The sequence below is a fragment of the Panacibacter microcysteis genome (genome assembly GCF_015831355.1).
Classification (GTDB): domain Bacteria; phylum Bacteroidota; class Bacteroidia; order Chitinophagales; family Chitinophagaceae; genus Panacibacter; species Panacibacter microcysteis.
Genome location: NZ_JADWYR010000001.1, coordinates 552,599 through 566,077, shown reverse-complemented (window position 1 = coordinate 566,077; position 13,479 = coordinate 552,599). Strand labels below are relative to the sequence as shown.

At 43.4% G+C, this 13,479-nt stretch carries 11 protein-coding genes; 7 read left to right on the top strand and 4 right to left on the bottom strand.

Annotated features, from left to right (window positions below):
• Positions 1-12: 12 nt before the first annotated feature.
• The gene (locus I5907_RS02320; protein ID WP_196989125.1) at positions 13-1,545 is read left to right on the top strand and encodes an alpha-L-arabinofuranosidase C-terminal domain-containing protein; all 1,533 of its coding nucleotides are present in this window, start codon (positions 13-15) and stop codon (positions 1,543-1,545) included.
• A 193-nt stretch (positions 1,546-1,738) separates the two neighbouring features.
• Here I5907_RS02320 and I5907_RS02315 read toward each other — a convergent pair whose 3' ends face one another.
• Positions 1,739-2,863: a sensor histidine kinase gene (locus I5907_RS02315; protein ID WP_231401935.1), complete on the bottom strand. Its 1,125-nt coding sequence runs from the start codon at positions 2,861-2,863 to the stop codon at positions 1,739-1,741.
• A 19-nt stretch (positions 2,864-2,882) separates the two neighbouring features.
• Positions 2,883-5,108 (bottom strand): sensor histidine kinase, encoded by a 2,226-nt coding sequence (locus tag I5907_RS02310; protein WP_196989124.1) that lies wholly within the window; start codon positions 5,106-5,108, stop codon positions 2,883-2,885.
• Here I5907_RS02310 and I5907_RS02305 point away from each other — a divergent pair.
• Complete coding sequence (locus tag I5907_RS02305) at positions 5,094-5,357, top strand: hypothetical protein (RefSeq protein ID WP_196989123.1); 264 nt, start codon at positions 5,094-5,096, stop codon at positions 5,355-5,357. The genes I5907_RS02310 and I5907_RS02305 overlap by 15 nt on opposite strands.
• A 71-nt stretch (positions 5,358-5,428) precedes the next feature.
• On the opposite strand, the gene I5907_RS02300 is transcribed toward I5907_RS02305, so the two are convergent.
• Both I5907_RS02300 and I5907_RS02295 read right to left on the bottom strand, forming a co-directional pair.
• Positions 5,429-7,756: an Rv1355c family protein gene (locus I5907_RS02300; protein WP_196989122.1), complete on the bottom strand. Its 2,328-nt coding sequence runs from the start codon at positions 7,754-7,756 to the stop codon at positions 5,429-5,431.
• An 18-nt stretch (positions 7,757-7,774) separates the two neighbouring features.
• Positions 7,775-8,461 (bottom strand): hypothetical protein, encoded by a 687-nt coding sequence (locus I5907_RS02295; protein ID WP_196989121.1) that lies wholly within the window; start codon positions 8,459-8,461, stop codon positions 7,775-7,777.
• A gap of 222 nt (positions 8,462-8,683) precedes the next feature.
• On the opposite strand from I5907_RS02295, the gene I5907_RS02290 reads away from it, so the two are divergent.
• The 5 genes from I5907_RS02290 to I5907_RS02270 all read left to right on the top strand — a co-directional run bounded on the left by I5907_RS02290 (position 8,684) and on the right by I5907_RS02270 (position 13,337).
• Positions 8,684-9,136: a response regulator gene (locus I5907_RS02290; RefSeq protein WP_196989120.1), complete on the top strand. Its 453-nt coding sequence runs from the start codon at positions 8,684-8,686 to the stop codon at positions 9,134-9,136.
• Between the two features lie 159 nt (positions 9,137-9,295).
• The gene (gene trxA, locus I5907_RS02285; protein ID WP_196989119.1) at positions 9,296-9,613 is read left to right on the top strand and encodes a thioredoxin; all 318 of its coding nucleotides are present in this window, start codon (positions 9,296-9,298) and stop codon (positions 9,611-9,613) included.
• A gap of 440 nt (positions 9,614-10,053) precedes the next feature.
• Complete coding sequence (locus tag I5907_RS02280) at positions 10,054-10,671, top strand: TetR/AcrR family transcriptional regulator (protein WP_196989118.1); 618 nt, start codon at positions 10,054-10,056, stop codon at positions 10,669-10,671.
• A 28-nt stretch (positions 10,672-10,699) separates the two neighbouring features.
• Positions 10,700-11,749, top strand: a complete 1,050-nt coding sequence (locus I5907_RS02275; RefSeq protein ID WP_196989117.1) for an HlyD family secretion protein — start codon at positions 10,700-10,702, stop codon at positions 11,747-11,749.
• Positions 11,750-11,756: 7 nt separating this feature from the next.
• Positions 11,757-13,337, top strand: coding sequence for a DHA2 family efflux MFS transporter permease subunit (locus I5907_RS02270; RefSeq protein ID WP_196989116.1), 1,581 nt, complete (start codon positions 11,757-11,759; stop codon positions 13,335-13,337).
• Positions 13,338-13,479: the final 142 nt, after the last annotated feature.

Here is a 13,479-nt window from a genome sequence, read left to right as displayed (position 1 = left end):
CAAATGTGTGTTATGATGCAAAGAAGAAAGTTTCTTAAAATGACCGGTTTAGGCAGTACCTCACTTGCACTGGCCGGGAATGCGGCTGCAGCTTTTGTAAAGCAAAACGACGCAATCATTGAAATAGTGCCCACACCGTTGTTTGAGCTAAGCAAACATTTGTATATGCAGTTTATGGAGCCGCTGGGTACAACAGACAGTTCTGTAGAAGCCGCATGGGATCATGGAAAGAACGACTGGAAAGAGACCGTAATAAAAGCCACAAAGGAGCTTGCACCTGGTATGATGCGCTGGGGAGGTAACCTTAGTGCATACTATAAATGGCAGGAGGGTGTAGGGCCAAGACATAAAAGAGTGCCCCTGTTTAATACAGACTGGGGCGGCATAGAAACAAGCCAGGTTGGTACTGCAGAGTTTGTAGACTTTTGCAGGCGCGTAGGCAATGCAGATCCGTTGATGTGTGTAAACTTTGAGTCTGATGGTTTGCCAAGGTATGCTGTAAACCCTAGAGGAGAAAAACGCTCCGGCAATGCCGCAGAAGCGGCCGCCTGGGTAGATTACTGCAATAACCCATCAAACAGGTTAAGGCTATCTCACGGCCATAAAGACCCTTTAACCATCAGGTACTGGCAATTGGGCAATGAAACATCTTATCGCCCGGGTAAAGGTTTCGATAACCTTACCGCTGCAAAAAAAACTGTTGAATTTGCCAAAGCCATGCGTGCGGTAGACCCATCATTAAAACTGATAGGCTGGGGAGATGATGGATGGAATAAAATACTTTTTGAAGAAGCCGGTGACCAGATCGATTACATAGCCTTTCATCATATGTTCGATCCGGGGCAGGGGTTGAGCAATTCACCCGTACGCAATAATGAATACAGGAAAGATATTGCTGCCACCTGGGATGTTTTAATGCGCGGTTATACAATACACGAGCAAAAGATCAATAAACTACGCACAGAGACGGCAGCTTATAAACTGCCACTTGCATTAACCGAATGTCATTACAGCATAGAAGGCCGCAACAGGTGCGAAGTACTCTCTTCGTGGGCTGCCGGTGTTTCGTATGCAAGAATCATGAACCTGCACGAAAGAAATGGCGATGTGCTGAAAATAGCAACCATGGCAGACTTTTGTGGTACACGCTGGCAGGTAAATGCATTAATGATTCCGGTACCCGGCGGTGAAGCATTTCTGATGCCTGCCGCAAAAGTTATGCAGCTATATAAACAGCATACCGGCAAAGAATTTATTAAAACCACTAAAACCCCGCCTGCGCTGGATGTTACGGCAAGTAAAACAGGTAATACCTGCTATTTGCATGTGGTAAATACAGATCGTATAAATGCTGTTACCGCAGCGCTAAGCATTGCCGGCGCAACATTTACAAAAGGTATTGCCTATGAGATTGCGGCTGACCCAACGTTCGAAATCATGTCTTACCAAAACGATATTTTAAAGCCTGTTAAAAAGGAAATACAACCAGGTGAAGCATATAAGTTCTTGCCGGCATCTGTAACCGCAATAGAATTAACCATGTAACTTTTTTGTAGCCCGGCTACAGTACTACTATGTAGCTTTACTTGCGTCGCACTCTTGTACTGTGGAAGCATGATTGAGCAAACGCGGCGATGAACGCAAGGGCAGGCAGGGCAGTATTCAAATCGAAAAAATGCTTTTAATAAACAAAACGGATGCACATGCATCCGTTTTGTTTGTGTATCTGTAATGATGTTTAAGCGGCTTCCTTTTTAGGGTTGCCGGCATTGGGCGAGGTTACAAAGTTTGGAATCTGCAGGTAGAATGCGGTGCCTTCACCGTGCGTGGAGTGTACAGAGATTTCGCCGCCTATACGTGTAAGCGCCTCTTTCACAATATACAAACCAATACCCAGGCCGTTTACCGTGTTGTTGCTGCGGAAGAACATTTTAAAAATATTATTCAGGTGATTATCGAGAATGCCTACACCATTGTCTTCTATTTTTATGGTAGCCTTTCTGTCATCAGATTTTACTGTTACTTCTACCTTCGGGTTTGGCTCTGTAGGTTTCTGGTATTTAACCGCGTTTGAAATAAGGTTATCGATGATCACAGACATGCGGAAAGCATCATTCATAAACACACCGTCCTGGTCTACATTGAGGTTGTAGGTAATATCCGGGCGCTGCATTTTAAACAGTTGTATGCTCTCATCGAGCAATACATTGAAGTCGATCCTTGTATGCTCCTGCTCTACCCGTATGCTTTTATAATATTCAATGATCTTCTGGATGAAGGTATCCATTTTGTTTACGCATGTTTCTATCATGCCGAGGTAGCCATTGGGGTCCTGCACAGAGTTTTCCATCTTGGCAAGGTTGAGAATACCCATTACCGAAGCCAGTGGTGAGCGAAGATCGTGCGAGGTGCTGTATACAAAACGGTTGAGCTCATCGTTCGTTTTTTCCAGTTCACTTATTTTGCGGTTCAGTTTTTCGCGTGTTACATAAATTTCATAAGCGTTCTGAATAGCATTCTGCAGTTCAAATTCATCCCATGGTTTTTTGATGTACCGGTAAATTTCTCCTTTGTTGATGGCATCGATAATTGCTTCCGCATCTGTGTAGCCCGTTAGTAAAATCCTTATGGGGTCAGGATGTGCTTTTCTTACAATCTGGAAAAATTCAACACCTGTAGTTTGCGGCATACGCTGGTCTGCAATAATTACCTGTACCTGTTCTTTGCTAAGTATACCCATTCCTTCCGCAGGAGAATTTGCCAGGAATATTTTGTACTTGCGCCTGAAGCTTGCCTGGAAGGATAAAAGGTTATTACTTTCATCATCTATGAACAATACTGATATTTTCTCGTCCTGTCTCATGATAAAGTGCCGTAATTGTTTAAGTAACGGGATGAATGTGTGGTAAAGTTAGAATAAATTCAGCTCCTTTTCCGGGTTCTGACTCCACTTCGATCTTGCCACGATGTTCTTCTATGATTTTAAATACGATGGCCATTCCAAGACCGGTTCCAACGCCAACAGATTTTGTGGTAAAGAAAGGTTCGAATATTTTATGTTTCACCTGCTCCGTCATGCCGGTGCCACTATCTTTAATTCTTATCTCTATTTTATCGCCGGGAACATCCAATGTAGAGATAATTATTGATTCTGTTTCGTCTTTTTCCGGTTTTTCTTCAATAGCCTGTATGGAGTTGTTGATGATGTTCATAAACACCTGGTTTAGTTTACCGGGGAAACATTCAATATCTCCTTTCGATTGAAAGTGCTTAATGATGCGCAGGTAAGGCGGCATACTGTTGCGCAGCAGCACAAGTGTGGAATCAAGCCCGTCATGTACACTGGCGGTTTTCAGTTCGCCTTCATCAAGCCTGCTGAATGTTCTTAAGCCACGTACAATTACAGCAGTGCGGTCTGCGCCGTCTTCAATACCTTTTATCAGCAGCCGTATCTCATTCTTTACAAAATCAAGATCGATCTCTTCCTGTTTTTGCGTAATCTTTTTCAGCCATGGTTTATAGTCGTCGCCGTTTATGTTGTGCAACTGGTTATACATGTCAACTACTTCAAAAAGATCATTGATGTCAAGGTTAAGCGGTTTAATGTTCGACTTTACAAAGTTGATCGGGTTGTTGATTTCATGTGCTATACCGGCTGTTAGCTGACCAAGCGATGCCATCTTTTCTGCCTCTACCAGTTGTAACTGAGCGTCTTTAAGGTCAGTAAGGGTTTTACTAAGCTGGTTATTGGTTATTACCAGTTCGTTGGTGCGTTCGTTTACCCTTTCTTCCAATACAATGTTCTGTTCTTTGATCAGTTTTTCATTTTCGAGAGAAACACGCAAAGCTGCAGCCTGCGATATTTCTTTCTCTTTTTTATAGGTATTAATGCGGTCTGCCAGGGCTATGGAAAGTAAAATAGCCTGCAGTGCAGAACCTACATAAAGCAGGTACGAGGTAAGCTTGTTGTAGGGCAGTACATTAAAGTTGCGCAATGAAAATGCCACGGCAAAGATGATGAGCACCATCCACGAAATAAGAAACAAAATAGCGGGCCGGCTTCCTTTGCGGGCTATGGCCACAGCAATAATGATCCCAAAGTTTGCCAGTATAAACACGCCCACATCAATAATGCGGTAGCTGGCGTAGAAATTATCGAGGAACACGAGCAGCACGGCAATAATGTACATTAAGCCAAATGCATTGAACACAATTCTCGTACGTGGGTAATACTTCTTCGTTTCAAGAAAGATCTCTACAAACTTAAGCGATGATATGCCCGCAATGGCCGGGAAGAGAATAATAGCATACCGGGTAAGTTCCGGGTACTCAGGCCACAGAAACTTCGACGTATAGCCGCTCAACGTTACCTGCGTTAAGCCCATAAAGAAAATATAGATTACATAGTAGATGTAACTAACGTCTCTTACTGTAAAATATATAAAAATATTATACAGGAACAATGCAAGTATTATCCCTACATACATCGCCACCAGCGCACCATCGCCCGAAAGATCGAGCATTACATTCTCGTAAGTGCCGATCTTCATGGGCAGGAACAAAGGCGCATCACTGTTTATTTTCAGGTAAAAGTCAAGCGTATCTCCCTGTGCCATGCTCAGGTTAAACAATATACCCTGGCTTTCCAGCGCACGGCCGGATATTTTGGTAAGTAAACCATTTTCCGCAGAATCCATCACGCGGTTATTTTTAACCGTGTAGCAGGTTACCTTGTTCAGGATAGGATAATCGATGTTTAAGAACAACCTGTTGCGGTTAGATGTATTATGCACTTTTATGTGAAACCAGAATGTCCTGTTGCGCGTATCATAAAAACTTGGTATAGCCGCTTTGCTAACCTTAAATTTCTTTAGCGCCAGTACATCTTGAATGGTAAGGCTGGATGAGGTATCCCGGTAAAAGGCCACGCTTTGCTCAGGTATGTTTATTTTTTCCCGGTCCAGTTTAACCAGGTGCTGTGCAGATGAGCCTGCAGTGCAAAATGCAAGTATTACTACAATGAAAAAACTGCGGATATTGAACCTCATGGAAACTTCTTTAAAAGCCTGCGCTCTAAAAACGGTATTTGATGAATGTATATTATCCATTCCATTAAAATACAGGAATTTAAAAATATTGTTACCGCTGAATATTTCGGTTTGTTTTCTCTTGTTACAAGCTGCTGTATTTCATGGCATCGCCTGTTGTGTCACTCACTTGTACTGCCGGGGCAAATGATCGGCAGCGCCGGGCAAAACAGGTTTGTAACAACGCAATCGTGTTTTGGTAACAACATTGGTGCTGCTGCGCAGCCGGTAATACGCTGCGCTGCAGCCGCCATAAAAGTGGAACCATGAACCGAGCGTGGCAACAGGCGATGCCATATGTACCAATGCCCGGCTCATAAACTGCTTTATCAAACTGTTGGTTAAACTACGTGCAAAATATCTTCCAGCTTAAGGCGCAAAGAACGTTTTTCAACATCTGCCGCCTTAAATATCCTGAAGAGAAAAACCTCGCCGCGTTCATTACTGCCGGGGAAGATCTGCAAAAACTGTTGTCTTAAAATCTGCAGTTCATCTATCATGTATGGCGGCAAATCTTCTCCGTTACCAAAAATAATACGAGGAAAAAGATAGAGCGGTGCAATAAGTGGCTGAAAAGCTATATTCATTTCTGTAGACTGCAGCCAGAGTCTTTGCGCAATTCTGCCACCAATTACAAAATCTGCCGGTGTATAAGAAGGCATGCTGAGCAGGCCAATGGCAGAAGATGTGGCTGCATGTGGCAGCGAAGCACTGCGCAGCGCCTGTGCGCCATCAATTTCCCGCACCGTCTTAATCACTTCAGGATCTTTCATAATGTTAAGTGCAATGAGTGCTTCGGGCGGCAGTTCGAGGGTATGCACATCCATACCGTTTCTTTTTTCCATGGCTTCTTTGTCAGACCACCGCATTTCGCGGTGAAAGAAATCGTAGTGGCCATGTGGGTGCATAAGCCGCATCCTGTCTACCGCAGAAATGATTTTACCAACCTGTGTAAGTTGGTGTACATCGGTAACCCATTGCAGGTTTGCACCGGAGAACCAGGGCACCATTTTAGACAGTTTATCAAGATCGGGCAGGGAAATGGCCTGCCGTTGCGTGACCTTCCTGTTGGTGCAACGTTTGTCTAAATAATCTGCAAGACCGGTAAATTCATTGCTCTCCACGTCTTTGTGGTTTGCATCGGCAAACGTAAGGCTGGCAATCAGTTGCTGGTTGTCTTTTAGCGGAAAGAGCGTGGTTGAAACGCCCAGCCCCGATTGCTGTGCACTGAGTACAAAATTTTCTATGGCAGAGCCCAGTGAGGTATAGGCAGCCATGTTCCTGTAATCGCCAAAAGAATAAGACCGGCTGATATCGTGAAAAAGCAGCACCCTGCCATCTTTGTATAAAAACCGCCATGGCTGGTCATTGCCCGAAGAGGGCGCCAGGCCCGCATCGGTTACAATCTTTTTAAGCGTTTCAAAAGAAGGTTGTACCGCATCACCTGCGTCGGCAGGCACTGCAGCAGCAATGCTCAGCATGTCATCAAGCCGCAATGGCTCAAACGTTTTGGGCCTGTACAAATGATCAACCGGCTGTTCATCTGCAATCATCGCATCAAGATCTATATGAAACCTGCCGGATATATGCAACTGGTTAAGTAAAATTCTGCGGGCAACATCAGTAGCTACCGCGCCACCCAGCACAACCGAAGAAGCAAGTTGTGGAAAATTGCCGATGCTGCTGCCAAGTTCAATCAGCGAAACCCTTGATCTTTTAGACGCAGTGTTTACGCTGATCAGTTGCAGCAGGAACGGTATCTTCTGCTTTGTATCAAGGTTCTTCAGCCCGTTGTAATCTATATTTTTAAGTAACCCGTGAAAAATGGGGTAGTCGGGCGTAAGATCGTAGCGTTCTATATCTACCATGCCCCTGTCGTTGGTATCCATTATTACGGGTACCTGGTGTGCTTTGGCCCTTTGCCGGCTGAGTACTTTAATATCGAGGCTGTCGCATTCTTCTATCAGCAAATCGAGTTTGCCGTTTTCGGTAAGAAAGCTATCTATATTGTCTTCTGTAATGCCCGATGTATAACAAACCACTTTTAAAAAGGGGTCTATTTCTGCAATTTCCCTTGCTGCAATCACAATCTTGGGTAAACCCAGGTTGTGCAGGCCTGTTCTTATCCTGTTTACATTCGTTAATTCCAGTGTATCAAAATCTGCTATTCTCAACTCGCCGCATATTCTTTCCATGGCTACTGTAAGTGCCACAGACTGGCCTACAGATAAACCAATAATGCCGATCTTCTTTTTAAGCAGTGTTTGCAGTTCGGGCGTTGTAATTTTTTGTTTGTTGCGGCTGGTACGTATTTCTATAAACTCGTCTTCATCAGTAAGGTGAACCAGTTTTTTACTCCAGGGGTAATATACCCAAACACCATAATCTTCGGCCGGAGTACCATTTAATATATCGCTTACGGCTTTCTGCATGTTTTCCGGTGTGGGAACAAATGCCGGGAACCTGCATTTAACCAGTTCCTGTAATTGCTGTTCCAGCGTGTCGTAAATGACTAGCGAAGGCTCACTGCCGATCAGATGTAATAATGCCTGTTTTTCGTCTTTGTCTGAGGCCCTGAAAAAAAGTGGTTTGTAATGCTGGTTGGCCTTTAATGAAATAGTGGTTTTTGACTTTATCATCTTAGATAAGTCATTCGAGGAATCGTCCATGATAAGGGATTTTTAAAATTATATAGCTGTATATACTTTTTCTTCTGCTTCAGCATGTTTGTGCTGTACAAATTCCAGGGGGTTTGCATTGCCCAGTTGAAGATTGTAATGTACGTCGAGTAAAAGGTTTTTGAAAGGGGATTTTTCCTGTCCTACAAGGTTCGGGTTTTCGCGCAGTAATTTTATCTTACTTTTTTCCCTTGGCTGGGCACCTGGCAAGTTCAGTGAGTCTTCCAGCACCACTGCCGTGGCTATAAGATCCAGTTTGGGATAATAGAAAGAACCATTGTTGCCAACTTCAGCTATTACGCGGCTGCCGATCCATTCATTGAAGCGCAGTGTAGCAGGGGAACATAGAAAAAATAATGATCTCAGCCCTATCTGGTTTGTAATGGATGTTGCTGCTCTTATAGGAAAGATGCTACCAATACCATAGCCTGCTACTTCTTTAGAGTTCCATAACCCACACAATTCACCTGCACCATATTGTGCATAGTTTTGTACTACATCATGAATTTTAGGGTCTAATTTGCCGGTGGCAGTTTGTATGGGCAATGGGCCCGACGTGCTGCTCGACACATGAATTCTTACACCACCATAAAGTTTTTCACCATCCAGTGTTTCCACTACCACTACAAACACTGAGTCGCTTTGCATCCACTCATTATTGGATGAGGTAACTTTTGTTATCCCATGGTTCTCCAAAACCTTTTTATGTCCTTCATAAAATTTGACGCACGATTCAAAGTCCTCAGTTGCTCTGAAAGCCCTAATTCTCAAATTTGTTTGCATGAGACAAATGATGTAATAAAATGAAATTATGGCAATTATACACAAAATACAGAGAATTTACGTTTATTAAAGGGATTAAGTGATCGTGTTATTCTAAATTGCATAATTTGTTAAACAAATTCATAATTCGGTACAATGATTAATGTGCTATATATAGATGATGAGCCCCATAACCTTCTTTCTTTTAAAGCCTCGTTCAGGCGGGAGTTTAATGTGTTTACAGCAGAATCTGCAGAAGAGGGCAGAAAGATATTGGAGCAGCATGAAGTGCATGTGATATTAAGCGATCAGCGTATGCCCGTTATGTCTGGTATAGAATTTTTTGAATCTATTCTCGAACCTTTTCCCGATCCCATCCGCATACTTATTACAGGTTATACAGATATCAACGCCGTAATAGATGCCATCAACCGCGGCCAGGTTTATAAATACCTTACCAAGCCCTGGAACGAATCTGATATTAAGATTTTTGTTGATAAAGCGTATGAAGTGTACAGACTTAGAAAAGAGAATAAAGAACTTACCCATCGCCTGCTCGATGCCAATGATAAACTCGAGTTTCTTGCCCGGCAAAACCTGTTATCCTGAAATGTTTGATGACCCGTTGTCAGTTTTGTTGTACTGGTTCGTCAATAATTTCAAACTATTACCTCATAGCAAATACCAATCTGACAAAAGCACAACTTGTTTAAAATTGGTTTTAAATTTGTTCCAGAGGTATCATTCATAACATAAAACAAAAATACCATGGCTTTAGAATTTACAGATGCAAACTTCCAGACAGATGTGCTGGATAGCGATAAATTGACGGTGATTGATTTTTGGGCTGAGTGGTGTGGTCCGTGCCGTGCAATTGGTCCCGTAATTGAAGAACTTTCCAAAGAATACAGCGGTAAGGTAAATATTGGCAAACTAAATGTTGACCATAATCCTTCTGTCAGTGTTAATTACGGTATCACTTCCATACCAGCTATTCTTTTTATAAAAGGTGGCAAAGTGGTTGACAAGCAAATTGGCGCTGTGCCAAAATCAATGCTCGAAAAGAAGATACAGGCACATTTATAATAGTGTACGTACAATGTTTGAAAAGCAGGCTTAAAGCCTGCTTTTTTTGTGCATGTACCCGGCAGGTGTACATGCATCGGGCTATTGTTGCGTCGCACACTTGTACAGCAAAAGCTTTATGCAGCAGCTCCTGGTACGGTCAGCGCCTGTCTTCTTCCAACACTGTTATACTGTGCTGCGTAGCGTACACTGTGTTTTATGACAAACCTGCCGGGTGCTCCTTCACAGTTGACAGTGCCCGCTAACCTTTTGGCATAAGCGAAACGCTGCAGCCGCCATAAAAACAGAACCCTGAAGTGAGTGACACAACAGCCGCTGCCATGAAAACCAAATGCCGGCTACCAAAATCTCACAGAAAAGTAAAAAATATGCACCCCGTTAATTAAACGTTTGTTTAATTTAAACATTTGTTTAATTTTGTGTTTGTAATTGCAACATCAATGAACGATAAAAAAGAGCATATCATCAACACAGCCGTAGAGCTTTTCGCAGAAAAAGGGTTCGAAGGCACATCTATACGTGAGCTTGCAGCCAAAGCAGAAGTAAATGTGGCCATGGTAAACTATTACTTCGGATCGAAAGAAAAATTATTCGAAGCCATGGTAGCTTATAAGTCGGCTTACACAAAAGGTATTATAGAGGAACTGGTAAAAGACAGTACGCTTTCTGAAATACAAAAGCTGGAGAAAGTGGTGGACGTATATGTAAACAAGATCTTTCACAACAGGTTGTTTCATCGCGTTATTCACCAGGAGCTGATGCTGCACCAGCGCGAAGGTCTGCAGAATACGATCATTGATATTATTTCACCCAATTCTATCGCCGTCAGGGGCATTATAGAAAGCGGCATTAAAAAAGGTGTATTCAGAAAAGTAGATGCACCACTGGTAATGGCATCTGTATTCGGCACATTTAACCAGGTATTACTGTCAAGAAAAATGTGCAACAAGCTTATTGATAAAGACCCCGATTATGTGCCTTACGAAGATCCGAAATTCAAGAAGAGATTGATAGATCATCTGCAGGATCTGCTACGCTCACACTTACTAAAAAACTAACAATATAACATTCAGAATAACAAACGTTATGGAACAGCAGGAATTACAACCAAAGAAAAAAAGATCTCCTTTAAGAATCATTATTCTCTCAGCCGTATTAATAGCAGGTGGTATAATAGGCTATACCAAAATCTCCTACGCGCTTGCTCACGAAACAACAGATAACGCACAGGTAGAAACACAGATAGCTGCCGTATTGCCGCGTGTATCCGGTTATGTAAAAGATATCGTTGTGCAGGATTACGACTCTGTAAGTTCGGGACAACTGGTTGCAACAATTGACGATGATGAACTGCAGGTGCAACTGCTGCAGATGGAAGCTGATTATAAAGCAGCTGAAGCAGACATACTCAATGCAAAAGCCTCACTCAACAACGCATCCGTTTCGTTAAAAGGCAACAGGGGCGATATTTCTTTAAATGAAGTAAAGCTGCAACAGGCAAAAGAAAACTACGAGCGTAACCAAAAACTTTTTGCAGACCAGGCAATCACAAAAAAACAATTAGACGACAGCCGCTATGCAATGGAGGTAGCCATACAGGAAGTAAGCAACAGCAACAGTAATCTTACAACTGCAGACAGCAGGTTATCTGTATTGCGGGCATCTATACAAAAAGCACAAGCCGCCCTGGAAATAAAGCAGGCAGCCATAGAGCAGCAAAAGCTGAAGATATCTTATTCAAAGATCTATGCACCGCAGCCCGGTAAATTAGGCAAGAAAAATATTACTGCCGGTCAGTATGTACAGGCGGGTACACCTTTGTTCTCTATTGTAAACGACAGTACATACTGGATCGTTGCCAACTTCAAAGAAACGCAGATCAAAAAATTTCATCCCGGAATGCCCGTTGAGATTGAACTGGACGCATACCCGGATATGAAACTTTCCGGTAAAATAGAAAGCCTGAGCGATGCAACGGGTGCAAAATTCTCACTCATTCCGCCGGATAATGCAAGCGGCAATTTTGTTAAAGTTACCCAGCGCGTTCCTGTAAAAATTTCTATTGATGATCTTAATAAACACAAAGACATACTCAGGGCCGGTTTAAGTGCAGAGATTTCCATAGCTACAAATTAATAAGATCATGGCCGCAAAAGGAATAGCAAAATTTATTATCGTTATTACAACTGTTTCTGCCGCCGTTATGGAGCTCATTGATACCTCCATTGTAAACGTGGCATTAACAGATATGAGTGGCAGCCTGGGCGTAAGCATAGAAGACATCAGCTGGGTTATTACCTCTTATGCCATTGCCAACGTCATCATCATTCCCCTCACAGGCTTCCTGGCAGAGTACTTCGGCAGAAAGAATTACTACATTGTCTCCATGATCATCTTCACCCTGGCGTCTTATATGTGCGCAGAATCAACAGGGCTGGTAGAGATCATTGTATGGCGTTTTTTCCAGGGTGTTGGTGGGGGTGCATTATTATCAACATCCCAGGCTATCCTGTTCGATGCATTTGAAGAAAAAGACAGGCCGTTTGCGTCAGGGTTGTTCGGTATGGGTCTTGTGTTAGGTCCTACACTGGGGCCCACGTTGGGTGGTTACATCATCGAACATTTTAGCTGGCCGCTGATCTTTATGATCAACATACCCATTGGTATTATCGCAACATTGCTCTCTTACACATTTATAGAAAAGAAACCCGGCGAAGGCAAACAGAAAAGCGCTATAAGCATCGACTATATTGGTATTGCGCTGCTCATGGCGGGTATTGGTTGCCTGCAGTTCGTGCTGGAGCGCGGCGAGTCTGAAGACTGGTTTGCCAGCAATGCCATACGCATATGTTCCGTCATTGCATTCATTGGTTTGGCCGGTTTTATTTATTACGAGCTTAGTATAGAAAAGCCAGCGGTAAACTTAAGGGTGTTAAACAACAGGAACCTCGCATTCACCACCATTTTCACTTTCGTTATCGGGTTTGGGTTGTTTACATCAGTGTTTGTATACCCCGTACTGGCGCAGCGTGTACTAGGCTTCTCTGCATACGAAACGGGATTGTCTTTACTCGCTCCCACACTAATCGCCGTTGTCATGATGCCCATTATTGGTAAAACAATGTCAAAGGGCGTTTCCGCCATACCGTTCGTGGTGGTCGGTTTCTCCTTGTTTGCAGCTTATGCATGGACCAGCGCGCAGGTTAGTCCCGATGTTGGCAAAGCAGATTTTTTCATACCGCTGGCTATGCGTGCATTTGGTATATCCATGGTGCAGCTGCCGCTGATCAACCAGGCGGTTGCCGGGTTGCAGCCAAAAGATTATGCATCGGGTATTGCATTGAATAATATGATCAGGCAGTTAGGTGGTGCTTTCGGTATTGCCATGGCCAATAATTACGTGGCGCAAAACTATGCGCAGCACCGGTCAGACATTGTGTCGAATCTTACACCAACTAACCCGTTGTTCCAGGAGCGCATCAACAGTATGGCACAAGGGCTTGCTGCCAAAACCGGCGATGTGGCAACAGCTACCACAAAAGCTTATGCAGCCATGAGTGCCGCGGTAGACAGGCAGGCATATTACCTTGCTTACCTGGATACATTCCGGCTCATCGCCATATTTTTTATAGCGGTAATACCACTGGTTGTTTTCCTCAAAGCCAAAAAGAAAACACCGCAGGAAGAAGCTGCTGCAAAAATGGCATTGTCAGAAGCGCATTAGGAAAGTAATGTAGCCGGCAACAGCTTTTCATGGCATCGCCGGTTGTGTCACTCACTTGTGCGTTCAGGGCATTGTTCAGCTGTCCGCACCACGGTTTGCAACATTGTAGTGTGTACAGGCATGGCGCAGTAAGTGCGAAGAC